Source organism: Advenella sp. RU8 (assembly GCF_048381675.1).
Taxonomy (GTDB): domain Bacteria; phylum Pseudomonadota; class Gammaproteobacteria; order Burkholderiales; family Burkholderiaceae_B; genus Advenella.
In genome coordinates, this window is record NZ_JBLWIS010000002.1 from 458,561 (window position 1) to 485,144 (window position 26,584).

Below are 26,584 nucleotides of genomic sequence, written 5' to 3' on the forward strand. Positions count from 1 at the left end.
AAAACCGTTTTCAGGACAATATCATCCGGGGCAAAACCCGCTTGGCATTGTTGGCCGTAGCTTGGCTGATAGCCTCAAGGCTTTCCTGCCTTATATCAGCAAGCACCTGAGCTATCCGACGAATTTGGCCAGGGGTGTTGCGGCGGTTGGGCTCGCTTAGCCAGGCAGGCGGGATATCCGGCGCATCGGTTTCCAGCACCAGATGGGAAAGATCAAGCTCTGCAGCCAGCCGGCGTATTTGCAAAGAACGGGTGTAGGTCATGGCCCCACCCATTCCCAAGGCAAATCCCAGGTCATTAAATGCCTTGGCCTGCTGGAAACTGCCATTAAAAGCATGGGCAATACCGCCAGACAAAGAAAACCGGCGCAAATACTTAAGCAGCGTGTCTTGTGATTTACGCACATGCAAAATAACCGGCAAATTGAATTGTTTGGCCAAGCTCAACTGTGCCGAATAAAAATATTCCTGCCGTTCACGGTAAGCTCCGTTGGCAATTTCGGTAACAAAAAAATCCAGGCCAATCTCGCCAACCCCGACAAAGCGCGGGTCATCCATTGAACGGGCAATTTCCTGCTCCAGCAAATCCAGATCTTGGTCTTGCGCTTTATGCACATACATGGGATGGATACCCAAGGCATAAAAGCCACCCTCAATGCGGTGTGCCAGTTGTTTTACCGTAGCAAAGTTGCTTTGCTCCACGGCAGGGATCACGATTATTTTTACCCCTTGCACATGGGCATCGGCAATGACCGCATCGCGATCATGATCAAATTCGGCCGCATCCAGGTGGCAGTGTGTATCGATCAACATGGCACAACACCCCTTCTATCAATAAAAGCCGGTATTTGCATGCTGCCGCGGACACCTAAAGACGCGCTCACTCATATAAGCAAGCCACAGCACCAAACACGATAAAACAGGACAGCAATCAATTTAAACGGGCACGTCAGTCTGGCTATCCAACAGGCCTTTTTCCATGACCAATTGGCGGTCTGCCAGCTCGGCCAGCTTCGGATCATGGGTCACAATCACAAATGCCGTATTGAATTCCCTGTTAACCGATTTTAATAAGGAAAACATGTTCTGTGCCGTTTCACGATCCAGATTACCGGTTGGTTCATCAGCCAGCACACATACCGGATTGGCCACTAAGGCACGGGCCAGGGCCACCCGCTGGCGCTCGCCACCGGAAAGCTGGCTGGGTTTATGTGTCACCCGTTCGGCCAGGCCGACTTTGGCCAACACCTGTTCCGCCATTTTACGTGCCTGGCCACGATCCATTCGCCTGACAATCAAGGGCATGGCCACATTATCAAGCGCGCTGAACTCGGGCAACAAATGGTGAAACTGGTAAACGAATCCAAGGCTTTGGTTGCGTATCTGGCTGCGTTGCTTTTCGGATAATCCGGCGGTACGTGTTCCATTAACCAGTACTTCGCCCGAGGTGGGCTCATCCAGCAAGCCCAAGGTATGCAACAAAGTGCTTTTACCTGAACCCGAGGCCCCAATAATGGCCACCATTTCACCCTGCTCTACATCCAGGTCTATTCCTTTCAGGATATCCAGCCGGGTATTGCCGTCTTCGTAATATTTAACAATCGACTTCGCCTGCAAGGCATATTTTTTTTCATTAGTCATGGCGTAAGACCTCGGCAGGTTGCAAACGGGATGCCCGCCAGCTTGGATACAGGGTAGCCAGTATGGAAAGGACCAAAGACGTAAGGCCTACAGCGGTAATATCGCCAACTTCGGGATGGGACGGCAACTGGCTGACAAAATAGATACTGGGATCAAGGAAATAAATCCCGAAAAGATTTTCGATAAAGGGAATAATCACATCAATATTGTAGGCAACCAGACAACCCAGGAAAACACCCAGGAACGTGCCCACAACACCAATTAAAGAGCCCTGAACCAAAAATATCCGGGCCACTTCTGCCGGACTGGCGCCCAGTGTCCGCAAAATGGCAATATCCGACTGCTTGTCTTTAACCGCCATGACCAGCGAAGACAGCAAATTGAAAGCCGCCACAGCAATGATCAGCGCCAGGATCAGGAACATCATTCTTTTTTCTGTCTTGACTGCGGCAAACCAGGTCCGGTTATCTTGGGTCCAGTCACGGGCCACGATGCCCTGTGGCAGGCTGAACATGAGTTGATTGGCAACCTCGGGGGCATCAAGCATATCCTTGATTTTCAGCCTTACACCGGCCAGCCCCATGTTGCGAAACAGAACGGCGCCGTCGCGGGCGGGAATAAAGGCCAGACTGGAATCATATTCGTAATGACCGGAATTAAAAATACCCGAGATGGTGAATTGACGCATGCGAGGGGTAAAGCCTGCCGGATTGATGGAACCTTGGGGAGACATCACCAACAGGGTATCGCCAACATTAACCCCCATATGATTGGCCAGGGTCTGGCCAATAACCATATTGAAAGTACCAGGCTGCAGCGAATCCAGAGAGCCGCGGATGATCTGATCGGGCAATTCTGACACCTTGGCTTCATTGGCCGGGTCCAGGCCCCGAATTTCCACCCCTTTAAGCACATTACCACGCGCCAGCATGCCTGAAGAAGCCACAAAAGCGGAAGCACCCACGACCTCGGGATTTTTTTCAGCCTCGCTGGCCAGGTTTTGCCAGTCTTCCAGGGCAGTAACCGCATCAACTTGCGGGTTGAATAATTGAATATGCGGCAGGACAGACAGCATGCGATCACGCACATCCACCTGGAATCCGTTCATCACGGACATAACAATAATAAGTGCAGCCACCCCAAGCGCGATACCCGCCATCGAGCTGCCTGCAATGAAAGAAACAAAGCGGTCGCGCTGTTTTCCACGCCCTTTTGCTCTTGTCAATCCCGCGTAACGGGAACCAATCCATAATTCGTAAGGTATTTTCACAAGCGTAAATGATTCACAAAGATTACAATTCCAACATGGATATTATTATTTCAGGGATACTCCCCTACTCATCGATTGCTTCCGAACTGGGCAGGCAAGCGGCCAAAGCCGCGCCAACCCTGTTTCAAAAAATGGAAAACGGCAAGGGAACCGTGCATTTGCTGGATCCTAACGAAACCGGCTGCACCCCTTTTGAATACTGGCAACTGGAGCACCGCCAATTTACCCCCGTCGGGCAACAAAAACATGCCGCCGGCCTTGGCCCACTTTATTCCACACACCCGCATGACCGGGACAAGCCCGTCTGGTTAATGGAACTGGCACACATCGCGCTAGGCGCATCCAATGCCACCTTGCTAACCGCCGATGACCTGAACATATCAGAAGCGGAAAGCTTAGCATTATTTGAAAGTGCACAGGTTGTTTTTTCCGAGAGCCCTTTCAAATTACTGCAATTTGGTACCCACCGCTGGCAAATGGAAATACCCTCCGACATGGTTTTGCCTTCATTAAGTCCCAATGTGATAGCCAGCGGCCAGCTGAACGACTGGTGGCCACAAGACGCGGCCAGCCGCCAACTACGCAAACTGCTTAATGCCCTGCAGGTGGAATGGCATGAGCATCCGGTTAACCTGACCCGGCAAGAAATGAAACTGCCAGTCATTAATGGCGCCTGGGTTTTTGGCGGGGCGATGCCTTCACAGTTACAGGCAGCACCTGCCTCCAACCCGCCGCATATCCTGCAACAACTCGAGACCGCTCACCGCAAACAGGATTGGGGCCAATGGCTGGACCTCCTGGCAAAACTTGAACGCAATGTGTTTACCACCTTGCTTGCCGAAAAAAACAACAATCTGATCCTGACCGGCTATGACCGGCTGGTTGTTGTAACGCCGGGAGGCATACCTGCCTGGCTGGGCAAACTGTTAAAACGCAATCAAAAATGGAAGGAATGGTGGTGTCAGTAAGAATCAGTGACCGGGCACAAAACCCCGGCTTTCAACAAGAATTGGAACAAGCGGGCATTCATGCCCTGCTGGCCCGCCTTTGGGCCTCCCGTGGGGTTAATGATCCTGCACAAACACAACCGCAATGGCAGAACATGCTGGCGCCCGCCCTGCTTTCAGAAGTCAACCAGGCAGCCAGCCTGCTGGCTGATGCCATTGAACAAAGAAAAAAACTCCTGATCATTGCCGACTATGATTGTGACGGTGCCACCGCTTGCGCGGTAGGCGTCAGGGCCCTGCGCCAGATGGGGGCCGATATTGATTTCCTGGTCCCCAACCGTTTTGAAACCGGCTATGGCCTGTCTCCGGCAGTCGTCAGCCTGGCCTGCCAGCACCCCAATGGCAAGCCAGACATCCTGATTACCGTTGACAATGGCATTGCCAGTGTTGAGGGCGTACAGGCAGCCCGTGAAGAAGGCATGGAAGTGATTGTTACCGATCATCACTTGCCGGGTGACACGCTGCCCAATGCTTTGTGTATCGTTAATCCCAACAAACCGGGTTGCACTTTTCCGTCCAAGAACCTGGCTGGCGTGGGCGTCATTTTCTATGTCATGCTGGCCCTGCGTGCGGAAATGCGCAAACGCAAGCACTTTGATCCCAAAGGTGGCCCAAGGCTTGACAACCTTGCCGACCTGCTGGCACTGGGCACGGTCGCTGACGTAGTCAAGCTGGACAGCAACAACCGCCTGCTGGTTACCCAAGGACTCAAAAAAATCCGTGCAGGACAACTACAGCCCGGTGTGAAAGCCCTGTTTATGGTTGCCGGAGGCAATTTCAAGGAAGCCTGCGCGTCTGACCTGGGTTTCAAGATTGGCCCACGCATCAATGCCGCCGGTCGCCTGGCTGATATGAGCCTGGGGATACGTTGCCTGATTACCGACGACGAAACCGAAGCGTTGCAGCTGGCCAGAGAGCTTGATGAAATCAATCATCAGCGCCGCTCGATTGAACACGAAATGAGCGAACAGGCACTAGCCAGCCTTGAATCGCCTGCTAACAGCCAATCAGCCAGCATCTGCGTATTCAATGAAGGCTGGCACCAAGGCGTGGTTGGGATTGTTGCCTCGCGCCTGAAAGAAAAGTTCTGGAAACCCACCCTGGCATTTGCCCCTGCCGATAATGACGAGTTGCGCGGATCGGGTCGCTCCGTGCCCGAGCTTCACTTGCGTGACGCCCTTGACCTAGTGTCCAAACGTCACCCCGGCATGATTATCAAGTTTGGGGGCCATGCCATGGCAGCCGGGCTATCCCTTAAAACCGGGCATTTTGAAGCGTTTTCACTAGCCTTTAATGAAGCAGTACAGGAAATGACCGGCAGCAGCAGCTTCGAGCCCCTGCTTGAAACCGATGGCTCCCTGGAACCCGTTTATGCCACGGCAGAAACCGCTTTGCTACTGCAAGACCAGGTATGGGGCGCTGGTTTTCCCGCACCGCTTTTCAGGGATATTTACCGCATCCGCAACCAGCGGCTTTTAAAAGACAAACATCTCAAGCTGCGGGTCGAACGCGATAACGTCCTGTATGACGCCATCTGGTTCAACCAGCAAGAAACCCTGCCCGAATATGCAGAACTGGTCTATGAACTGGTGCCTAACCAATGGAATGGTGTGGTTTCAGCACAACTACTGGTCAAGCATGCCCGGGATGCCTAAAAAACAATCCCTTTAAGCAAGGAAAGAAACAACGGGTGCACAAGCACACAAAACTCTTTATACTTTGTTGCTCGGATTTAGCGGAATTAATGAGTCATGAAGAAAATTCACTGCCTGTCAGGCATAGTTGCATTTGTCTGTTTAGTGGCAGGTTGCACAAACATGAACAGCCCCAGCTCCCCTATTGATAATGTGATAACAACCGTTGGTGATGCCTTTGGCAATATATCCGGCCATAAATCGGGCAAACCATAAAATCTTTTCATTGCAAAAAGCCCTTTTCAGGGCTTTTTTGTTGTCATGCGTTAAAATGTAAGGTTAGCAAAAATAAAATTTGATCTTAGGAAATACAATGGAAGCCGAGCGCCGGAATCAAATCTTAGCAAACCTCGAAGATTACGCTGAACGCGAATCTGACCTTCGGGGGTATCTTTGACTACGAGGCAAAATCAGAACGCCTGCAAGTAGTCAATCTGGAACTTGAAAATCCAGACATCTGGAATAATCCCGAACACGCCCAGGAACTGGGCAAAGAAAAGAAAAGCCTTGAAAAAATCGTACTGGTGTTAAGCGAACTGCAGCAAAACATCAAGGATTCTATGGATCTGTACGAACTTGCCGAAATGGATGACGATGATGCCACCTTGATGGCCATCGAAGAAGACGCCAAAAAATATGCCGAAGTACTGCAAGGCCTGGAGTTCCGCCGCATGTTCTCCAACCCTGCCGACCCCATGAACTGCTTCCTGGATATCCAGGCAGGTGCCGGTGGCACCGAAGCCCAGGACTGGGCCTCCATGCTGTTGCGCCAGTATCTTCGCTATTGTGAAAACAAAGACTTCAAAACCGAAGTGCTTGAAGTTTCTGACGGTGATGTGGCAGGCATCAAATCGGCCACCATCAAAATTGAAGGCGAATACGCCTTTGGTTTCCTGCGCACCGAAAGCGGTGTGCATCGTCTGGTTCGCAAAAGCCCGTTCGATTCATCCAATGGCCGACATACCTCTTTTGCCAGCGTGTACGTTTACCCTGAAATTGATGACTCCTTCGAAATTGATATCAACCCGGCCGATTTGCGGGTAGACACCTATCGCGCCAGTGGTGCCGGTGGCCAGCACATTAACAAAACCGATTCTGCCGTTCGTATTACCCACGGCCCTACCGGCATTGTGGTTCAGTGCCAGAACGACCGCTCACAACACCGGAACCGCGCTGAAGCCATGTCCATGCTACGTTCAAAACTGTATGAACTGGAAATGCGCAACCGCATGGCCGAACAGCAAAAACTGGAAGAATCCAAGTCCGAAGTGGGTTGGGGTCACCAGATCCGCTCTTACGTACTCGACCAAAGCCGTATTAAAGACTTGCGCACTAACGTTGAAGTTTCCAATACACAAAAAGTGCTGGATGGCGACTTGGACATGTTTATTGAAGCAAGTCTGAAACAGGGTGTTTAAATGAGCAAAACCATTGCCATCGTTACCGGTTCGTCCAGAGGGCTGGGGGCTGCACTAGCCAGCCAGCTTGCCACGCAGGTTAGCCAGCTAATCACCATAGCCCGAACCGATAACATGCAATTACATGCGCTTGCCCTACAACATGGTTGCCACCATGTGCACAACGGTTTCAACCTTAGCAACCCTGAACATATCAATGCAGCGGCGCTGGATATTTTTTTAGAACTGGATCAATCCGCCAGCCAGTATATCCTGATCAATAACGCGGGCACGCTAGGGCCTGTTGGCCAGTACAATAGCCTTGGCCACGAAAAAGCCCAGGATATCGCCAGCGCTTTCAATTTAAACGTCAACAGCGTTATTATGCTCACGTCGGCCTTTTTAGCGGCTACCCGCAACACCGGGGCCGACGTCCGTGTCATTAACATTTCCTCTGGCGCCGGTCGTTCTCCTACTCCGGGCTGGAGTGTTTATTGCGCCACCAAGGCGGCCCTTGACATGTACACTCGCGTGGCCAGGCAAGAAGCGCCGCACGCCAGGCTGGTTTCATTGGCACCCGGTGTCATAGACACCGGCATGCAAAAGCAGATCCGCGAACTGGATCCTGGCGATTTTCCCAATCGCGCCCGTTTTACCCAGTTACATGAAAAAGGCGAACTGTCCAATCCCGAACAGCTGGCCACCAAAATTTTGAACTATTTACATCGTGATGATTTCGGCCAGACCGAAATTGATGATATTCGTCACTATTCATAAACCATAACCATGACAGAACAACATAACCCTACCGCTCCCGAACAAGACGAAAACCACCTGATTGCCGAACGTCGTGCCAAGCTGGACAAAATCCGTGAAGAAGGCATTGCCTTTCCCAACGATTTTGAACCTGAACACAAAGCCTTGAAACTGCACGAACAGTTTGACGCCCTCGACAAAGAAACCCTGGACCCGCAAAAAGTGCCTGCCAAAGTAGCCGGTCGCATGATGCTAAAACGCGTCATGGGCAAAGCCAGCTTTGCAACCATCCAGGACAGCAGCGGACGCATCCAGATTTACCTGGATAAAAACTCGATCGGTGAAGAAACCTATAACCAGTTCAAGCAATGGGATATTGGTGACATTATCGCTGTTGAAGGCCGTGTATTCAAAACCAACAAAGGCGAGCTTTCCATTCATGCGGATAATATTCGCCTGCTGGCCAAATCTTTGCGCCCCCTACCCGATAAATTCCACGGCATTGCCGATCAGGAATTACGCTACCGCCAGCGCTATGTTGACCTGATCATGACTGAAGAAACGCGCAACACTTTTAAAACACGCAGCAAGGCCATCAACGCCATTCGCTCATACATGCTTGATGCCGACTTCCTTGAAGTTGAAACCCCCATGTTGCACCCCATTCCAGGCGGCGCCTCAGCCAAACCGTTTGTGACCCATCACAATGCACTGGACATGGAAATGTACTTGCGCATTGCCCCCGAGCTTTACCTTAAGCGTCTGGTCGTAGGTGGGTTTGAACGGGTTTTTGAGATTAACCGCAACTTCCGCAACGAAGGGGTCAGCCCGCGCCACAATCCTGAATTCACCATGATGGAGTTCTACGCTGCTTACACCAATTACCAGTGGCTGATGAACTTTACCGAAACACTGCTGCGTGATGTTGCCATTCAGGCAACCGGCAGTGCCGTGCTTACCCACCAGGGCCGTGAGCTTGACCTAAGCAAACCCTTTGACCGTCTAACAATTGTTCAGGCCATTACCAAATATGCGCCCGAATACACCGAAGAACAATTGGGCAATGAAGAATTTTTACGTAACGAACTGAAGAAATTCGGTGTGGATGCCTATGATGCGGTAATGTCCCGCGCAGGTATTGGCGCCCTGCAACTAGCCCTGTTTGAAGAAACCGCCGAAGCCAAGTTGTGGAACCCTACATTCATTATTGACTATCCAGTCGAAGTTTCTCCGCTGGCACGTGCTTCAGATACGGTTCCCGGCATTACCGAACGCTTTGAACTGTTCATTACCGGCCGTGAAATTGCCAATGGTTTCTCGGAACTGAATGATCCTGAAGACCAGGCAGCCCGCTTCCATGCCCAGGTAGAAGCCAAAGACGCCGGTGACGAAGAAGCCATGTTCTATGATGCCGACTATATCCGTGCACTGGAATACGGCATGCCTCCGGCCGGTGGTTGTGGCATTGGCATAGACCGCCTTGTCATGCTGCTAACCGATAGCCCCAGCATTCGCGACGTTTTGCTCTTCCCGCATTTGCGTAAAGAAGGCTGATGGTTATTGTAAACAGCACTTAAGCGCTGTTTACAATCAAATTGCCTGCATTATTTATTTAATGCAGGCATTTTTATGCATGAAATATTTATTGACGTATTAAACAAATAAATCCCGGTGTCATGCTTTGGCCTTTTTCTGTGCAACATAACGGGCCAGCAGTTTATCCAGCTGATTGGCAAATGCTTTCTGGTCAGCCTGGTTAAACGCTTTAGGGCCACCGGTTTCAATGCCACTGCTACGCAACTCTTCCATCATGTCGCGAATGGCCAGTCTTTCCCGAATATTTTCTGGTGAATACAGCTCACCGCGCGGATTCAAGGCGGTTGCTTTTTTATCAATGACTTCGGCAGCCAACGGGATATCGGCCGTGATCACCAAGTCACCTGCCTGTGCCTGTGCAACAATATAGGCATCTGCCACATCAAATCCTCTGGGCACCTGTCGGGCCTGAATAAAAACAGAAGGCGGTACCATTAACATCTGATTCGCCACCAGGGTTGTATGGATTTCCCAGCGCTTGGCTGCCCGGAACAGAATTTGTTTGATAACAACGGGACAGGCATCAGCATCCACCCAGATTTTCATCATTTATTATATTTTTCCACTATTATTGAATTTAAAAAACGATTGGAGCAGTTTTCCACATCAGGTTTGCGCTACCCTTATACGTAATGCATAACCAGCTTATGATTCTGAACCGGTACAATCTCGGCATTCACGCCAAACAGGCGTTGCAAGTTTTCAGGTGTTATAACATCATTTGGCTTTCCGTGCAGTACCAATTCACCATTTTTCATGCCCATAATGTTGTCCGCATAGGCCGAGGCATAGTTAATGTCATGCAATACGATAATAATCGTGCGCTTGTACTCATCGGCAATCTGACGCAACAAACCCATTAAATGACGGGCATGGAACATATCCAGATTATTCAAGGGCTCATCCAGTAGCAGGTAATCGGTCGACTGGCAAAAAACCATCGCCACCAAAGCACGTTGCCGTTGCCCGCCCGATAAATCCGCCACAAACCGTGACGCCAGTTCTGCAAGATTGAACTGCGTCAGGGTTTGTTCCACAATTTCATGATCCTCCAGACCCGGGTTGCCTTTATGGTAAGGAAATCGTCCAAACATTAACAGTTCCCGCACGGTAATGCGGCTGGTGATACTATTGTCCTGCCGCATAATAGCCAATTTTTTGGCAATCTCAGCATTGGGTGTTTTAGACAAGTCTATCCCGTCAAAACTGATACGGCCTGCTTTCAGGGGGGTCAAGCGCGCCATCAGCGATAGCAAGGTTGATTTGCCTGCTCCGTTAGGACCAACCAAAGCGGTAATACCCCCTTTTTCAATCGTTGCACATATGTTTTTCAGAATAGGTAAACGGCCCACCTGATAACTGACCTGGTCCAATACAATCATAATGCCTTTCTCTTCAAGAGGAATACCAGAAATACAATCCCGCCCAGAAACTCAACCACCACGCTCAGCACGGCTTTCATGCCCAACACATGCTCAAACAGCATTTGTCCTGACACCAGACACAAAGCACCCACCAGGAAAGCAGCCGGTATTAATATTGCATGACGGTGCGTTTTCATTAACACATAGGTAATACCCGATACCAGCAAACCGAAAAAACTCACCGGGCCTACCAGGGCGGTGGATACCGACACCAGAATGGCAATCAGGAATAAAACAAGCATATTGCAGCGACGGTAAGAAATACCCAGATTAATGGCATGCTCCCGGCCCAATGCCATGACATCCAGAATGTGTCGCAAGCGCCAGATCACAATACTGACTCCCACAATAAGCACCAGACTGATCTGCAGCAATGAGGTGTTCACCACGTTGAATTGGGCAAAGCTGGCATTTTGCACCACGGCAAAATCATCGGGATCAATAATCCGCTGGATAAAACTGGCCAGGCTGCGAAACAACACCCCTAAAATGACACCAACCAGAATCATGCGATATAAATCTCCCGTATTGCTAAAAAGCAATGAAGAAAATATCAGCAGGGAGGCAATCAGCATGATGCCAATTTCAATCGAGAATTTAAACGAAGGGTCGAGCATAGCGTAGCCAAGCCCGCCGAGCAGCAGCACCAGCGCACTTTGAATTAATAAATACAGGGAATCAAATCCCATTATGTAAGGCGTTAATATCCGATTCGCCGTGAGTGTCTGGAACAATACCGTGGAAATGGAAATGGCATAAGCAACCAGCAACAAGGCAAGCAGTTTGCCGCCACGAAAAGGCAGCACAAAATCCCAGTTGCCTGAACTGTTAACCGTCATGAACAAGGCCATGGATACAAGCAGGCCACATGACATTATGATTAGTTTTTTAGCGTACATGAGCGGGCTTTACAAATAGCAGATAAAGGAAAACCAGTGTGCCCACAATACCAATAATGGTGCCTACCGGAATTTCATACGGGTAATTGGCCAGTCGCCCGATTAAATCGCAGGCCAGAACAAGACCTGCCCCCAAAATGGCTATCCATGGCAAGGTAACGCGCAGATTATCGCCCATCAGGCGGCTGATAATGTTGGGAACCACCAGGCCAATAAACGGAATCGCACCTACCGTGACGACCACAATGGCTGTAATAATGGCCACAATACCCAAACCAATAGTAACAATGGTGCCATAATCCAAACCCAGATTGGTGCTCATTTCCTTACCAAGGCCTGCAATCGTAAATTGGTTGGCAAATAGATAGGCAATCACACCCAGGATACCGGTCAGCCACAGCAGCTCATAACGCCCTGCCAGTACACTGGAAAAGTCACCGTTGATCCAGGCGGCCAGGAACTGCATCATATCCATTTCGAAGGCAATGAATGTAGCCACCGCCCCAATCACACCGCCATAAATGATACCCAGCAACGGTATCATCAAGTACGCAGTAGGCGGCAAACGACGGGCTATCAGCATGAATCCATATAAACCGATCAGGGCCGTGATACAGGAAACCAGCATTTTAAACATCAGCGAAGCACCGGGATACAGTAAAGTAACGGCAATAAGCCCCAGTGTTGCACTTTGCGTGGTCCCCACCATAGACGGCTCAACAAAGCGGTTTTTCATGATCATTTGCATGATCAGACCGGCAATGGACATGGATGCCCCGGTAAGGATAATAGCCAGGGTACGGGGAAAACGGCTGGTGAGAAAAACGTTTAATGCCTGCGGATCATTGAATAATGATCCCAGGCTAACATCACTGACGCCAACAAACAAACTGGCCACCACCAGAAATAAAATAGTGGCCAGTACAAGAATTTTTAATTTCATGCTGAAGATTCAGGAGTTTATTTGCTAGCCGTGAAGGCTTTGGTCAACAACTCGAGTTCAGCCATAAGCTGATGATAACCGCCAGAAGCAAGATATGAAGAAGCATCCAGATAAATGACCTGGTTCTTGCTAAAAGCGGTTGTGTTTTTCAGCAAGGGATTGTCCAGCACCACTTTGGCATTCTCACCTTTGGCATTAATGGCAGAGGTGCGATCCATGACAATAATCCAGTCCGGGTTGAGTTTTTGAATAAATTCAAAAGAAACAGGCTGACCATGCGTTGCATCATTCTTGTTTAAATCAGCCGGTTCAATCCCAATCTCGTTAAACAAATAACCAAACCGGGACTCGGCACCAAACGAGGCGATTTTTGGACCATTAACCATAATCATCAAGGCCTTACCCTTGCCTTTGACCGCTTCCTGCGTCTGCTTCAGGGCATTTTCAAGATTGGCAATTAATGTTGCCGCCTCATCTTCTTTGTTGAAGATTTTTCCGTAGGTAACGATACGATCAAAACCTTGTTTAAAAGCTTCCTTGCCATTCAGGGTCATGTCCACCGTTGGGCCCACTTTGGAAAGTACGTCATAATTGGGGGCCATGCGGCCACCAATCACAATCAGATCTGGCCTCATAGCATTCAAAGCTTCAAGGTCTGGATCTTTGACAGTGCCAATATGTACATCTGCTTTTTCAGACATATCGGCAAGGTAATCCACATAGACATCCTTGATGACGCCTTTGGGCTGTATACCCAAAGCCTTCAAGCTATCCAGCGCAGCAATATCGTAGACAGCCAGCGACTGAACCTGTTCAGGAACCTTAACAGCACCACGGGTAGTTTCCACTTCAGCGGCATGCGCAAATGAAAAAGCGGCGCTTGCCAGACAGACAAAAGATTTAAGAAAAAACGATTTCATGTGTTCACCGATGAAAAAAATCTTAATCACAACACATAAGATTTCTTTATCAGACCAAGGCGCAACAAGAAAATCGGCAACAGGCTTGCAGTGAAACCATATGCTGTGAGACATTATCAACGCATAAATAAATGCGAATTATTCTCATTATTATCTTATTTTTTGCAATAAGTGACAAGCAAAAAATGAATAATGTTTCATCTTTAATGAGTTCATTACAATCTTTCAGGGAAAATGACCTAGCTTATTTCAGGCCTGGCTGAAACAACACTTACGGCTGAAAAGCCCCCAAGAAAATGGCCGGGTCTACCCGGCTATCATTAAGACTCACGTTCCAATGCAAATGTGGACCGGTAGAGCGGCCTGTTGTGCCCACCTTTCCGAGCTGCTCGCCTCTTTTAATGGTTTGTCCTTTTTTAACATCAATGGCTGACAAGTGACAATACATGGTGACCATGCCCTGCCCATGGTCGATAAAAACCGTTTTACCATTGAAATAATAATCATCAACAATCGTCACCACCCCATCCGCAGGCGCTTTCACCGGTGTACCGCTTGGTACGGCGATGTCCAGTCCGGAATGAGGATTACGCTCTTGCCCGTTAAAAAAACGACGCAGGCCAAAGGGACTTGAATAGCGACCTCCCTCTACCGGACGATCAAGAACAATATTGCTGGGCGTTGCATGCCTGAAGTTGGCGTAGGCATTGGTTTGTGCCGCCAACTCCCGCTTGATGCGGTCCAGATGCTCTTCGGAAGGCGTGACATATTTATTTGACTTCAGCTTGATGTGCTGCTCTTTATACTTTTTTGGCTGAATCTGAAAAGCCACCTTTTGAGCACCGGTTGGCGTTTTGACCTGAAGCTGCGCAACACCCGTTTTGCTTTTAAGTGGAATACCAACTATCGCCAAATACTCGGATGTATTACCATTCGAAACCACCATGACCGGCTTGTTCAAATAGCTGACCTTTGGCGCCTGGCTATGTTCGCCAAGACTAACCACGGCCACGCCGCCAGGAACAGGTTTATGCAGTTTGTCCTTGACATAACTGTTGGCAAAAGCAAGGCCAGACATGAAAAAAAGCATGACCCCCCCAATTATTCCAATTGTTGATTTCATGCTTTTCACACGGCTTCCTTGCTGTATTTAGTGATTTTCTTTAGCGTGGTTAATGGTATATTTCGGGATCTCGATGACCAGGTCCTTATCGGCAATTTTAGCCTGGCAAGACAAACGGGAAGTGGATTTCAATCCCCATGCCCTGTCCAGCAAATCCTCTTCATCATCAGAAGCATCTTCAAGAGAAGAAAAACCTTCCTTGATCACCACGTGGCAAGTAGTACAGGCACATGATAATTCACAGGCATGTTCAATTTCGACATGATTGTCCAACAAGACACGGCAGATGGATTCCCCAACTGGTGCATTTTCAATCACAGCCCCCTCGGGACACAGTGACTCATGCGGCAATATGGTTATCTTTGGCATTTATATTCCAATTATGCTATTTGATCTAAAGTTTTACCTGAAAGCGCCTGGCGGATGCTGCGATCCATGCGACGGGCTGCAAAATCATCGGTAGCCTGTGACAAAGTCAGGACGGCACCACGAATATCATCGGTAGAACCACTCTCAGACAAGATGACTGTTTCCTTCATAAGCTGCTGGATTTCCAGCAATTCGGCGGCTTCCAGCAAATCACCATCTTTCTTGATGGCCGCTTCAATGGATTCCACCAATTGCCGTGCTTCAACCTGCTGCTCGCGGTGCATCCGCATCTTGGCATCTTCATCAGACTTTTCAACGCTATCGCGCAACATTGAAGAGATTTCATCATCAGACAGGCCATAGGAAGGCTTGACCGTAACCGCCGCTTCGATACCCGTGCTTTGCTCGCGGGCAGTAACACTGAGCAAGCCATCGGCATCTACCTGGAAAGTAACCCGGATGCGTGCGGCACCGGCCACCATGGGCGGAATGCCACGCAACTCAAAACGGGCCAATGACCGGCAATGATTCACCAATTCGCGCTCACCCTGGACAACATGCACACTCATGGCGGTTTGGCCATCCTTGAAGGTGGTGAATTCCTGGGCGCGGGCAACGGGAATAGTGCTGTTACGCGGAATGACTTTCTCTACCAGGCCACCCATGGTTTCAAGGCCTAATGACAAGGGGGTGACATCAAGCAACAGCCAATCGTCACCAACACCACGATTACCGGCCAGCAAATTGGCCTGCAAGGCGGCACCAAGCGCCACCACTTCGTCGGGGTTAAGGTTAACCAAAGGTTCCTGTTTAAAGAAATCAGCCACCATGGCGCGAATTAACGGCATGCGAGTGGCACCACCCACCATGACGACCCCTTTGATCTCCGATACGTCGAGCGAGGCATCTTTCAGGGTCTGTTTCACCCGGTCAAGAGAACGGTTTACCAGGTCTTTGGCAATATTCTCAAAATGATTGCGAGGGAAATTCTGGTCTATATGCAAGCCATCAGACAAAGCTATCTGGAATACGGCGCGCGGATGGTCGGTCAGTTTTTCACGAACCTGCTTGGCCAATGTTCGCAAAGCACGTTTGTCGCTTGCATTTAAATTGCTTTTATCATGATGCTTCATGATGTCATTGATGATCAATTCATCAAAGTCATCGCCACCCAGTTGGGTATCGCCACTAGTGGCAATTACCTCAAAGACACCCTTGCTTAGCTTGAGGATGGAGATATCAAATGTCCCACCGCCCAGATCATAAACCGCATAAATTCCTTCTGCGGCATTATCCAGACCATAAGCAATCGCGGCTGCCGTTGGCTCATTGATAAGACGCAGGACATTCAAACCGGCCAGACGGGCGGCATCGCGGGTGGCCTGACGCTGGGCATCATCAAAATAAGCAGGCACGGTAATAACAGCCCCTACCAGTTCATCACCCAGGACATCTTCAGCCTGCTGTCGCAATTTGGCCAGAATCTGCGCCGATACCTCGACTGGACTGACTGGCCCCTGAACCGTACCAAGACGAACCATACCCGGCTCGTCGATAAGTTCATAAGGCAGCGTGTAAGCGGAGGCTTCAGCAAATGAGCGACCCATCAGACGCTTGACAGAAACAATAGTATTCAACGGGTCCGAATTCTGCTTTCTGACTGCAACGTGTCCAATTTCAACATCACCATTCTGCAGATAGCGCACTACAGAAGGCAATAGCTTTTTTCCGTTTTGGTCGGTCAGGATTTCGGCAATACTGTTACGCACCGACGCAACCAGAGAATGGGTAGTACCCAAGTCTATGCCAACTGCCAAACGGCGTTGATGCGGCGCCGGTGACGCGCCTGGTTCTGAAATTTGTAAGAGGGCCATATTGTACTTCGTAATTAATAAGTTAAAGTTTAAAGTGCCTTAACTTCCTGATGCATTTTATTGACAAACATCCACTCGCGAACCCTTTTGGTTGCGCTCGCGTAATCTTGCCGTACATCAATTAAATTTTTCATTTCATCAAACAGCTCAGCCTGTTTTGCCTTGATTTCCTGCAGTAGCTCGTCAACCCCGTTGTGCTGCGGATCAGCGCGAACATCATCAAGCTGTTCACGCCATTGCATCTGGGTCATCAAGAACTCGGTACTCATTGCCGTGTTGCTTTCTGCCTGAATGGGAAAATCTTCCAGTTCACACATATACGCGGCACGGCTTAACGGGTTTTTAAGGGTTTGGTAGGCATCGTTGATACGGGAAGCCCACTGTACCGCAACCCGTTTTTCGGCTGCTGAAGCGGTGGCAAAACGATCCGGGTGAACCCGGGACGAAGCCTGTTTCCAGGCCTGTTCCAGGACATCGACGGAAAGGTCAAACCGCTTGGGCAAATTCAATAAGCTGAAATGATTATCCAAAGAAGTTCTACCTATACCGTGAATGATTCACCACAACCGCAACTGGCTTTCTCGTTGGGATTTGAAAACTTGAATCCTTCATTCAAACCCTCACGCGCGTAGTCCAGTTCGGTGCCGTCAATATAAGCCAGGCTTTTCGGATCGACAAAAATTTTCACACCAAAACTCTCGAACAGAACATCTGCATCATCAGGAGTATCAACATATTCAAGCTTGTATGCCATGCCTGAACAACCTGTTGTTCTTACACCCAGGCGCAGGCCAACGCCCTTGCCTCTTCTATTCAGGTAGTCCTGAATGTGATTTGCCGCTTTTTGAGTTAATGTAATTGCCATAATCAGCTCGAATGTTTTTCCTTGTAATCCTGTACGGCTGCCTTGATAGCATCCTCAGCCAGAATTGAACAGTGAATTTTTACCGGTGGCAAAGCCAATTCTTCCGCAATTTGTGTATTACGGATGTCCAATGCCTGATCAAGCGTTTTGCCCTTGACCCATTCGGTGACCAGAGAACTGGAAGCAATGGCTGATCCACAACCATAGGTTTTAAATTTAGCATCTTCAATAACGCCTTCTTTATTAACCCTGATTTGCAGTTTCATTACATCACCACAGGCAGGTGCACCCACCATACCGGTACCAACCGCCTCATCGTTCTTATCAAAAGAACCCACATTACGCGGATTTTCATAGTGGTCTAATACTTTGTTACTGTAAGCCATGATAATACTCCTGCTTTAAATTAGTGCGCGGCCCATTGAACCGAATCAAGATCAATGCCATCTTTGGCCATTTCCCACAAGGGAGACATGTCACGCAATTTGCCAACACGTGATTTGATCAAATCAACAGCGAAATCAACTTCTTCTTCGGTGGTAAAGCGGCCAATCGTAAAACGGATTGAACTATGGGCCAGCTCATCGTTCCTGCCCAGCGCACGCAATACATAAGAAGGCTCCAGACTGGCAGAAGTACAGGCAGATCCGCTGGAGACCGCCAGTTCCTTGATAGCCATGATCAGGGACTCGCCTTCTACATAGTTGAAGCTGACGTTCAGGTTGTGAGGAACCCGCTGATCCATGTCACCGTTCAGGTAAACTTCTTCAATCTCTGACAAGCCATTCCACAAACGGTCACGCAATGCGCGAATACGTTCGTTTTCTGCCTGCATGTGCAGTTTTGCCAAATGGAAAGCCTCTCCCATGCCAACAATCTGGTGGGTCGCCAGGGTACCAGAACGGAAACCCCGCTCATGACCGCCACCATGCATTTGTGCCTCGATGCGGATACGTGGTTTGCGGCGGATATACAAGGCGCCAATACCTTTCGGGCCATAGGTCTTGTGTGCCGAAAAGGACATCAGGTCAACCTTGAGGGTTTGCAGGTCGATATCTACCTTACCGGTTGCCTGTGCGGCATCAACGTGAAAAACAATTCCTTTTTCACGGCACAATTCACCAATTGAAGCAATATCCTGCACAACACCGATTTCATTATTCACAAACATCACGGAAATCAGGATGGTATCGGGACGAATGGCTGCTTTCAGGACATCCAGATCAATCAGTCCATTTTCCTGCACGTCAAGATAGGTAACTTCAAAGCCCTGGCGCTCCAGTTCACGGGTAGTATCGAGCACAGCCTTATGTTCGGTCTTGACCGTGATAATGTGCTTGCCACGTTCAGCATAAAAATGTGCTGCACCTTTAATGGCCAGGTTATTTGATTCGGTGGCACCCGATGTCCAGATGATTTCCCTTGAGTCGGCATTAACCAGTTCAGCCACCTGTTTACGGGCATTCTCAACGGCCTCTTCCGCTTCCCAGCCGAACGCATGGCTACGGGAAGCCGGATTGCCGAAATGTTCATATAACCAGGGAACCATTTTTTCCACAACGACCGGATCTACCGGTGTCGTAGCGGAATAATCTAAATAAATCGGGCGCTTAGCCATAACATCAAACTCCAAAATTTATACGATGACGGAAGATAAGGTATCGGTTTTTCTTTGCATCAGGACACTGCTTGTTTGCGGAACCTGGTTCAATTGACGCATGCGTTGCTGATCTACCAAATCCTGAAGCGTTACCGAATCCAGGTAATCAACCATTTTGCGATTCAGGTTAGTCCAAAGATCGTGCGTCATGCATTTTCCCGATGGATTTCCATCTTTACCGGATGCACACTCGGACTTGCTGCCACAACTGGTAGCATCCAAGGGCTCATCCACAGCAAAAATAATATCGGCGATTGTAATTTCTCTTGCGAAGCGAGCTAGAATATAGCCACCGCCCGGTCCACGAATACTTTCCACCAACTCGTGACGACGCAACTTCCCGAACAGCTGTTCGAGATAAGAAAGAGAAATATTCTGTCTTTCGCTGACTGTTGATAAAGTTATGGGGCCGCTGTTCTGGCGTAAAGCCAGATCAATCATTGCCGTGACAGCAAATCGACCTTTCGTAGTTAATCGCATAATAAATTCCTTGCCACAATAGCCGAGTAATTTACTCAAGTATAACAAATAGCCGACTAATTTACTAGGATTTATTATTGATACAAGGAACTTTGCACGAATATTGTCATATTTATGCAAAGTTTAGGCATGAGGGAGATTAGGCAGCCTGATATTGCTTGACGCGTTTGCTAACTATTTCGAATACGCCCTGACAGGCATCTTCCAGGTAATCAAGCATTTTGAAAAAACCATCCAAGCCACCATAATAGGGATCAGGTACGGTTGCTTCTTCATAATCATTGGCAAAGCGCATTAACAGCATTAACTTATGCCGTAAAGGCTTGGGACAAATTTGCTGCATATAAGAAAGGTTATCCCAGTCCATTGCAAGAATAAGATCATATTCTGTAAAATCTTCTGGAGTAACCTGGCGGGCACGGTGCTGTGAAATATCATAGCCACGTTTACGGGCTGCCAGTTGAGCCCGGCCATCGGGCGCATCACCAATATGGTAGTTTTGAGTACCTGCCGAATCAACCTGAATTGAGTTTTGCAGGCCTGCCTCCTGGACGAGACGACGCAACACCCCCGCGGCACTCGGCGAGCGACAGATATTGCCCATACAGACGAAAAGTACTTTAGTAACCATAGCCCTATAGTTTGAGGGAAAACCCCAGTAATGGCAAGCATTTTTTAAGCATGATTAAAAAATGAACACACTTAAAAATTTTTTTTGCCTTGAAAAACAACAAGTTAAAAGAACGCCGTGTTTTAGTACTAAATCATTTAAATCATACACACTTTAAAATCAAGTGAAAATAGATATTTGACAAAATTAAACAATATTTAATGACAGCAAAAATAATGCCACATCAAAAGGCAGAACTTACCAATTCCACAGATTTAAGTCTTGCAGATACATCATAAACGCGCGAAGTGACCACCAGCTCATCCACTCCCGTCATCTCGACAAACCGCGTAATTTCACACGCAACGGTTTCGGGACTACCTACCATGGAATACTTGAGCTTGTAATCGACACTGGCACGTTCGGCCGGTGAAACATGATCATCAAGATTATCCACCGGTGGCTGAAGTTTTCCGGGAGTATTCCTGAGAAGCTGCACCGATGCCATCTGATGAGAAGTATAGTGATACCTGGCCAACTCATCGGTTTCGGCAACCACCACATTAACACAGGCACTAGCGTAGGGTTTCTCAAGGCAAACCGATGGCCTGAAAGACGAACGATAAACTGATAAGGCATTCATCAAATCAGCCGGTGCAAAATGAGACGCAAAAGAAAAAGGAAGCCCAAGATATGCCGCCAATTGTGCGCTATACAAACTGGAGCCCAACAGCCAGACAGGCACCTTAACCCCCGCCGCAGGCACCGCCACAATTTGCTGCCCCTGTTCCGGCTGGCGGAAATAAAACTGCAATTCCTGCACATCCTGCGGAAAATTTTCCGCACTGGTTCGCAAATCCCGTCGCAAGGCCCTTGCCGTATTCATGTCGGTGCCGGGCGCCCTGCCCAGGCCCAAATCTATGCGGTCCGGATACAAAGAAGCCAAAGTACCAAACTGCTCGGCAATAATAAGTGGCGAATGATTAGGCAACATAACCCCACCAGACCCCACGCGAATCCGGCTTGTTCCTGCTGCTATATAGCCAATTGCCACCGCCGTAGCGGAACTAGCAATGCCTGGGATATTATGATGTTCAGCCAGCCAGAAACGCGTGAAACCGCATTCTTCCGCTTTTTTTGCCAACAACAATGAATTACCAAGCGCATCGCCTACCGTTTCATTTTCGTTTACAGGCGACAAATCCAGAATAGAAAAGGGAACCAAGTCAATACCTATTTTTCAAAATGAGCCAAGCAATAACTTACACTATTTATCTGATAGCGTCTTTAAAAACTTTTCATCCACAGGGCTTAACAAGCCAAGGCTTCTTGCCTGCGCAATGAGCTCAGGCCTACGTTCCCAGGTTAGCTTCAGTGACATCTGGCGACGCCAGGTAGCAATATTTTTATGATGCCCGGATAACAGGACTTCGGGTACCGCCCCCCCTTCGAACACCTCGGGACGTGTATAATGCGGACTATCAAGCAGGCCGGACAAAGACTCATGAAATGAATCCTGCAAGGCTGATGCCGCATCATTGAGCACAGACGGCAGCAAACGAACCGCTGCATCTATCATTGCCAGGGCGGCAATTTCTCCGCCTGACAAAACAAAATCGCCCAGCGAAATTTCCTCATCAACGTAGTGATCTATAAAGCGCTGGTCTATACCTTCATAGCGCCCGCAAACAAAAGTCACTCCTCCGGAATTTGCCAACTCTTGCGCTTTTTGCTGGTTGAATGGCCTGCCGACCGGACTTAACAAGACAACTTTTGCCGGTGATGCATTTTCCTTTTGACGGTCCTTTTGTATATCTTGCACCGCCATCCTTAAGGGCTCTGCCATCATGACCATACCAGGCCCACCACCATAGGGACGATCATCAACCGTTTGATGAAGATCCGAAGTATACACACGGGGATTCCAGGTTTTAAGCTGCCAGATAGCTTGCCGGTGCGCCCTTCCCGTTACCCCCAGGTCCCGGACCACGGAAAAGATTTCAGGGAACAGGGTAATAACGTCTATTCGCATCAGAAGTCTGCCGGCCAGTCTGTTTCGATCCTTTTTTGCTGGATGTCTACAAAAGGGACATGCGCCTGAACAAACGGCACCAGGATTTCCTTAACCCTGCCTTTGTCATCTGTCAGGAAAGCCACCTTCCCTTGCTCATCAAGCCCCTGCCGGTCAATATGGAGAACAGCATGCGCTCCATTGTCAGAAACCTCCCGGACCAGGCCCAATAAAACCGGACCTGAAGAATCAGCTGTACTGAAAACAGAGCAGCCAATCAAGTCAACCCAATAAAATTCATCATCGGAGGCACTGGGAAAACCAGCACGCGACACGAAGACGGATGTTCCTTTAAGAGCCTCAGCCTGATCCCTGTCATCACACCCCTCCAGTTGGGCAACAATAGAACCGGCATGCTCGCGAACACGGGAAACCCTGACCAAGCGATGCGGCTCCTGTTGCACACCTGAGCGCGAAAGACGGGCCAACCACCATTCATTGACATTCAGCAGAATGCTTTCTTGGGCAGAATGCGGCTGAACCTTAATCATACCGCGCACACCATAAGCCGATACAATACGGCCAAGTTCAACAAGATCTTCTGGAGTTGCCATTAATCCACACCACCCATTTATTCAAAAACAAAAAGCCGCACACAAAAAACAAAACGACCGCCAGCCATCGCAAACGGTCGAATCATTTTGTCTGACAGAAAAATATCAGGCAGCAGCTTTGGCAGAAAACTGTTTAACCAAACGCTGTACAACTGGTGACAACTGCGCACCATTACCAACCCAGTGGTTCACACGATCAAGTTCGATACGCAGGGCCTCTGTGCCTTCTTTGGCAACAGGATTATAAAAACCAACACGCTCGATGAAGCGACCATCACGACGATTGCGTGAATCAGCGGCAACAATGTTGTAAAATGGGCGTTTTTTTGAGCCACCACGGGCTAGACGAATCACCACCATAGGTAGTCCTTTCTTGTAAAATTAAATTAATATGAAACGAGTGATTATATCAAGAGATACAAACATAATGCAATCTTAATTTATAAAGCCTGCCAAAAGCAAAACAACAACCCCCTGCTTTTGGCATATAGGCAACATACACTACCTGCGTTTAAGGTAATGCACTGTACTGGTGTCAAGAACCTCTTGTGCCACCAGTTCATTTTTGGTTTGGGCTGAAAAGGCCTGAAAATCCTTGACAGCATTCTTGTCGGTCGTAATGACCTTCAGGATTTGGCCACTTTCTATGGTAGCCAATGCCTTTTTTGCTTTCAGGATAGGAAGCGGACAAACCAAACCACTGGCATCCACCTCCAGGACATAAGAATGTTTTTCAGACATGCTTATAACTTACCCTCAACCCAGACAAGAACTCCTGCAATAGCCCCATCCAAAGCCTGAAGATCGGTACCACCCCCCATTGCCATATCAGGGCGGCCACCACCTTTGCCACCGATTTGGATAGAAACATGAGAGACCAGATCTCCGGCCTTGACCTTGCTGGTGACATCAGCTGTCACACCAGCTGCTACGCTGATTTTACCGTCAGCCTCTGCCGCCAGCACAACTACCGCGGTTTTCAGCTTGTCTTTAAGCTGGTCGATCATGCCGCGCAGTGATTTGGGATCTGCACCCTTGATTACAGCAGCCAATACCTTGACGCCATTCACATCAACCGCCTGGGATGACAAATCGGCACTGGCCGCAGAGGCCACTTTAGCCTTCAGCTGATCAACCTCTTTCTCAAGAGAACGGATATGTTCTTGCGCCTGGCGAGCCTTTTCTACTAGCTCGGCCGGGTTAGCCTTCAAGAAAGCCGCTGCCTGCTGAACCGACTTGTTAAGGTTACGAACCCAAGCCAGGGCATTGCTACCCGTAATGGCTTCAATTCGACGAATACCGGCTGCCACGCCACCTTCGGACACAATCTTGAACATGCCAATATCACCGGTACGATGTACGTGCGTACCACCGCACAACTCACGGGAGAAGCCGATATCGAGCACACGAACCTCGTCATCGTATTTTTCGCCAAACAGCGCCACTGCCCCGCCTGCCACAGCATCATCGTAAGACATCAGCTGCGCGGTAACTTCGGTATTTTCCAGGATCTCGGCATTAACAATGTCTTCTACCCGGCCGATTTCCTCAGCGGCTACCGGTGCATCATGCGCAAAGTCAAACCGGGTTTTATCCGGATCAACCAATGAGCCACGCTGCTGCACATGCTCGCCCAGCACCTGGCGCAAAGCCTTGTGCATGATATGAGTGACCGAGTGATTTCGCATGGTACGCTGGCGACGTTCCACATCAACATGCGCATCCAGTGAATCACCTGTTTTGATGGTACCCAAAGTGACGGTACCATGATGACCAAAAACACTGGATTGGATTTTTTGGGTATCATGAACATTGAAGTGAGTACCGAAGCCAGACAAAATACCGGTATCTCCAACCTGACCACCTGATTCCGCATAGAACGGGGTATTATCAAGAACGATAACGGCATCCTGCCCTTCATGGGCGGACTCAACCAACGAGCCATCCACATACACGGCCAGCACTTTGGCATTGGTTTGCAGGCGTTCATATCCCTCAAAACGGGTTTGCTCACCAGAATAACTCAAGCCTTGCGCCATTTTGAACTTACCGCTTGCCCTGGCCATTTCACGCTGACGGTTCATGGCCTCTTCATAACCCGCCTCATCAACTTCGTATCCTCGTTCACGGCAAATATCTGCCGTCAAGTCAAAAGGAAAACCGAAAGTATCGTAAAGCGTAAAGGCCGTTTCGCCATTCAGGGCACCACCTTTTGCCGTCAACTCGAGTTCGGCGTCCAGTATTTTCATGCCCTTTTCAAGGGTTTCCTGGAAGCGCTCTTCTTCCTGCTTGAGCACTTGGGTTACACGTTCCTGATGCTGGGTCAGTTCGGGATACGCTTCACCCATCTCCCTGACCAGATCAGCCACCAGCTTATGGAAGAACGGCTTGATTTGACCCAGTTGGTATCCATGACGCAAAGCACGACGGATGATACGACGCAGCACATAACCGCGACCTTCATTACCAGGAATAACACCATCAACAATCATGAAGCTGCAAGCACGAATGTGATCAGCAATGACTTTAAGTGAATTGTGCTCCAGGTCTGCCACGCCGGTTTCACGCGCCGCTGCTTTGATCAGATTCTGGAAAAGATCAATTTCATAATTGGAGTGCACATGTTGCAGAACAGCAGAAACCCGCTCAAGACCCATACCCGTGTCTACACAGGGACGGGGCAGTGGGTGCATAACACCAGCGGCATCACGATCAAACTGCATGAACACCAGGTTCCAGATCTCGATATAACGATCCCCATCCTCTTCGGGAGAGCCGGGAGGCCCACCCCAGACATCGGGACCATGATCATAGAAAATTTCTGAACAAGGGCCACAAGGACCGGTATCAGCCATTTGCCAAAAGTTATCTGACGCATAGCGTGCGCCTTTATTGTCACCAATACGGATGATTCGCTCAACCGGAACCCCTACTTCCTTGTTCCAGATCTCATAGGCCTCATCATCTTCCTGATAAACCGTTACCCAAAGTTTTTCAGCAGGCAAATTGTAAACCCGCGTCAGCAACTCCCAGGCATTCCGGATGGCTTCGTGCTTGAAGTAATCACCAAAGCTGAAATTCCCGAGCATCTCAAAAAAAGTGTGATGACGGGCGGTATAACCCACATTCTCCAGGTCGTTGTGCTTACCCCCGGCGCGCAGGCAACGCTGTGAAGAGGTCGCCCGTTTGTACGGACGGGTTTCTTTACCGGTAAAGACATCCTTGAACTGAACCATTCCTGAGTTGGTAAACAACAGGGTTGGGTCATTTCCGGGCACCAATGACGAAGACGGAACAATGGTGTGGCCTTTAGACTCAAAGAACTGTAGAAACTTTTGTCTTATTTCTGCTGATTTCATCGTGTAAAAGTGGCTGAATAAATTTATTTAACCGCCAATTATAAGGGGTGTTTAACAAATAAGTGCATTTTTGA

General features: G+C 49.0%; 28 protein-coding genes. 5 read left to right on the forward strand and 23 right to left on the reverse strand.

Annotated features, from left to right (window positions below):
- Positions 1–10 precede the first annotated feature (10 nt).
- The 3 genes from ACM5Q9_RS04660 to ACM5Q9_RS04670 form a co-directional block, all read right to left on the reverse strand.
- The gene (locus ACM5Q9_RS04660; RefSeq protein ID WP_418143564.1) at positions 11–811 is read right to left on the reverse strand and encodes a TatD family hydrolase; all 801 of its coding nucleotides are present in this window, start codon (positions 809–811) and stop codon (positions 11–13) included.
- A gap of 123 nt (positions 812–934) precedes the next feature.
- Positions 935–1,639, reverse strand: a complete 705-nt coding sequence (gene lolD, locus ACM5Q9_RS04665; RefSeq protein ID WP_418143565.1) for a lipoprotein-releasing ABC transporter ATP-binding protein LolD — start codon at positions 1,637–1,639, stop codon at positions 935–937.
- Positions 1,632–2,864, reverse strand: a complete 1,233-nt coding sequence (locus ACM5Q9_RS04670) for a lipoprotein-releasing ABC transporter permease subunit (RefSeq protein WP_418143639.1) — start codon at positions 2,862–2,864, stop codon at positions 1,632–1,634. Before ACM5Q9_RS04670 ends, lolD begins: the two co-directional genes overlap by 8 nt.
- Positions 2,865–2,944: 80 nt before the next feature.
- On the opposite strand from ACM5Q9_RS04670, the gene ACM5Q9_RS04675 reads away from it, so the two are divergent.
- The 5 genes from ACM5Q9_RS04675 (at position 2,945) to lysS (ending at position 9,317) form a co-directional block, all read left to right on the forward strand.
- Entirely contained in the window at positions 2,945–3,877 is a 933-nt protein-coding gene (locus ACM5Q9_RS04675) for a hypothetical protein (protein WP_418143566.1), read from the forward strand.
- Complete coding sequence (recJ, locus tag ACM5Q9_RS04680; RefSeq protein ID WP_418143640.1) at positions 3,865–5,571, forward strand: single-stranded-DNA-specific exonuclease RecJ; 1,707 nt, start codon at positions 3,865–3,867, stop codon at positions 5,569–5,571. The genes ACM5Q9_RS04675 and recJ overlap by 13 nt, the downstream gene beginning before the upstream one ends.
- 352 nt (positions 5,572–5,923) lie before the next feature.
- Positions 5,924–7,028 (forward strand): peptide chain release factor 2 gene (gene prfB, locus ACM5Q9_RS04685; protein ID WP_418143567.1). Its coding sequence is split into 2 segments (ribosomal slippage): positions 5,924–6,004 and positions 6,006–7,028, totalling 1,104 coding nucleotides; the frame shifts between segments, so codons are not numbered across the junction.
- Entirely contained in the window at positions 7,029–7,784 is a 756-nt protein-coding gene (locus ACM5Q9_RS04690; protein WP_418143568.1) for an SDR family NAD(P)-dependent oxidoreductase, read from the forward strand.
- A 9-nt stretch (positions 7,785–7,793) separates the two neighbouring features.
- The gene (gene lysS / locus ACM5Q9_RS04695; RefSeq protein ID WP_418143569.1) at positions 7,794–9,317 is read left to right on the forward strand and encodes a lysine--tRNA ligase; all 1,524 of its coding nucleotides are present in this window, start codon (positions 7,794–7,796) and stop codon (positions 9,315–9,317) included.
- Between the two features lie 120 nt (positions 9,318–9,437).
- Here the strand turns inward: lysS and ACM5Q9_RS04700 are convergent, their stop codons facing one another.
- From ACM5Q9_RS04700 to alaS, 20 genes are all read right to left on the reverse strand, one after another.
- Positions 9,438–9,905 carry a YaiI/YqxD family protein gene (locus tag ACM5Q9_RS04700; RefSeq protein WP_418143641.1) on the reverse strand — a complete coding sequence of 156 codons (468 nt, stop codon included), beginning with the start codon at positions 9,903–9,905 and terminating at the stop codon, positions 9,438–9,440.
- 77 nt (positions 9,906–9,982) lie between these two features.
- On the reverse strand, positions 9,983–10,741 hold the full coding sequence (locus ACM5Q9_RS04705) for an ABC transporter ATP-binding protein (RefSeq protein ID WP_418143570.1): 759 nt from the start codon (positions 10,739–10,741) through the stop codon (positions 9,983–9,985).
- Positions 10,738–11,682 (reverse strand): iron chelate uptake ABC transporter family permease subunit, encoded by a 945-nt coding sequence (locus ACM5Q9_RS04710; protein WP_418143571.1) that lies wholly within the window; start codon positions 11,680–11,682, stop codon positions 10,738–10,740. Before ACM5Q9_RS04710 ends, ACM5Q9_RS04705 begins: the two co-directional genes overlap by 4 nt.
- Positions 11,672–12,625 carry an ABC transporter permease gene (locus ACM5Q9_RS04715; protein ID WP_418143572.1) on the reverse strand — a complete coding sequence of 318 codons (954 nt, stop codon included), beginning with the start codon at positions 12,623–12,625 and terminating at the stop codon, positions 11,672–11,674. Before ACM5Q9_RS04715 ends, ACM5Q9_RS04710 begins: the two co-directional genes overlap by 11 nt.
- A 17-nt stretch (positions 12,626–12,642) precedes the next feature.
- Positions 12,643–13,545: a siderophore ABC transporter substrate-binding protein gene (locus ACM5Q9_RS04720; protein WP_418143573.1), complete on the reverse strand. Its 903-nt coding sequence runs from the start codon at positions 13,543–13,545 to the stop codon at positions 12,643–12,645.
- Positions 13,546–13,816: 271 nt separating this feature from the next.
- Positions 13,817–14,668, reverse strand: a complete 852-nt coding sequence (locus ACM5Q9_RS04725; protein WP_418143574.1) for a peptidoglycan DD-metalloendopeptidase family protein — start codon at positions 14,666–14,668, stop codon at positions 13,817–13,819.
- A 27-nt stretch (positions 14,669–14,695) separates the two neighbouring features.
- On the reverse strand, positions 14,696–15,037 hold the full coding sequence (gene fdx / locus ACM5Q9_RS04730) for an ISC system 2Fe-2S type ferredoxin (RefSeq protein WP_418143575.1): 342 nt from the start codon (positions 15,035–15,037) through the stop codon (positions 14,696–14,698).
- Between the two features lie 11 nt (positions 15,038–15,048).
- Positions 15,049–16,911 carry a Fe-S protein assembly chaperone HscA gene (gene hscA, locus ACM5Q9_RS04735; protein ID WP_418143576.1) on the reverse strand — a complete coding sequence of 621 codons (1,863 nt, stop codon included), beginning with the start codon at positions 16,909–16,911 and terminating at the stop codon, positions 15,049–15,051.
- Between the two features lie 29 nt (positions 16,912–16,940).
- Positions 16,941–17,441 carry a Fe-S protein assembly co-chaperone HscB gene (hscB, locus tag ACM5Q9_RS04740; RefSeq protein ID WP_418143577.1) on the reverse strand — a complete coding sequence of 167 codons (501 nt, stop codon included), beginning with the start codon at positions 17,439–17,441 and terminating at the stop codon, positions 16,941–16,943.
- Positions 17,442–17,452: 11 nt separating this feature from the next.
- The gene (iscA, locus tag ACM5Q9_RS04745) at positions 17,453–17,776 is read right to left on the reverse strand and encodes an iron-sulfur cluster assembly protein IscA (RefSeq protein ID WP_418143578.1); all 324 of its coding nucleotides are present in this window, start codon (positions 17,774–17,776) and stop codon (positions 17,453–17,455) included.
- Between the two features lie 2 nt (positions 17,777–17,778).
- Positions 17,779–18,162: a Fe-S cluster assembly scaffold IscU gene (iscU, locus tag ACM5Q9_RS04750; protein ID WP_418143579.1), complete on the reverse strand. Its 384-nt coding sequence runs from the start codon at positions 18,160–18,162 to the stop codon at positions 17,779–17,781.
- A 20-nt stretch (positions 18,163–18,182) separates the two neighbouring features.
- Positions 18,183–19,394, reverse strand: coding sequence for an IscS subfamily cysteine desulfurase (locus tag ACM5Q9_RS04755; protein ID WP_418143580.1), 1,212 nt, complete (start codon positions 19,392–19,394; stop codon positions 18,183–18,185).
- 18 nt (positions 19,395–19,412) lie between these two features.
- Entirely contained in the window at positions 19,413–19,916 is a 504-nt protein-coding gene (locus ACM5Q9_RS04760; RefSeq protein ID WP_418143581.1) for a Fe-S cluster assembly transcription factor, read from the reverse strand.
- 139 nt (positions 19,917–20,055) lie between these two features.
- Positions 20,056–20,547 (reverse strand): low molecular weight protein-tyrosine-phosphatase, encoded by a 492-nt coding sequence (locus tag ACM5Q9_RS04765; RefSeq protein ID WP_418143582.1) that lies wholly within the window; start codon positions 20,545–20,547, stop codon positions 20,056–20,058.
- 223 nt (positions 20,548–20,770) lie between these two features.
- Complete coding sequence (locus ACM5Q9_RS04770) at positions 20,771–21,751, reverse strand: LLM class flavin-dependent oxidoreductase (RefSeq protein ID WP_418143583.1); 981 nt, start codon at positions 21,749–21,751, stop codon at positions 20,771–20,773.
- Positions 21,752–21,793: 42 nt separating this feature from the next.
- Positions 21,794–22,558: a tRNA (guanosine(37)-N1)-methyltransferase TrmD gene (gene trmD, locus ACM5Q9_RS04775; RefSeq protein ID WP_418143584.1), complete on the reverse strand. Its 765-nt coding sequence runs from the start codon at positions 22,556–22,558 to the stop codon at positions 21,794–21,796.
- Positions 22,558–23,151 (reverse strand): ribosome maturation factor RimM, encoded by a 594-nt coding sequence (gene rimM / locus ACM5Q9_RS04780; RefSeq protein ID WP_418143585.1) that lies wholly within the window; start codon positions 23,149–23,151, stop codon positions 22,558–22,560. Before rimM ends, trmD begins: the two co-directional genes overlap by 1 nt.
- A 105-nt stretch (positions 23,152–23,256) precedes the next feature.
- Positions 23,257–23,511 (reverse strand): 30S ribosomal protein S16, encoded by a 255-nt coding sequence (gene rpsP, locus ACM5Q9_RS04785; RefSeq protein WP_418143586.1) that lies wholly within the window; start codon positions 23,509–23,511, stop codon positions 23,257–23,259.
- Between the two features lie 141 nt (positions 23,512–23,652).
- Entirely contained in the window at positions 23,653–23,892 is a 240-nt protein-coding gene (locus ACM5Q9_RS04790; protein ID WP_418143587.1) for a sulfurtransferase TusA family protein, read from the reverse strand.
- Positions 23,893–23,894: 2 nt separating this feature from the next.
- Positions 23,895–26,510: an alanine--tRNA ligase gene (gene alaS, locus ACM5Q9_RS04795; protein WP_418143588.1), complete on the reverse strand. Its 2,616-nt coding sequence runs from the start codon at positions 26,508–26,510 to the stop codon at positions 23,895–23,897.
- Between the last annotated feature and the right edge of the window lie 74 nt (positions 26,511–26,584).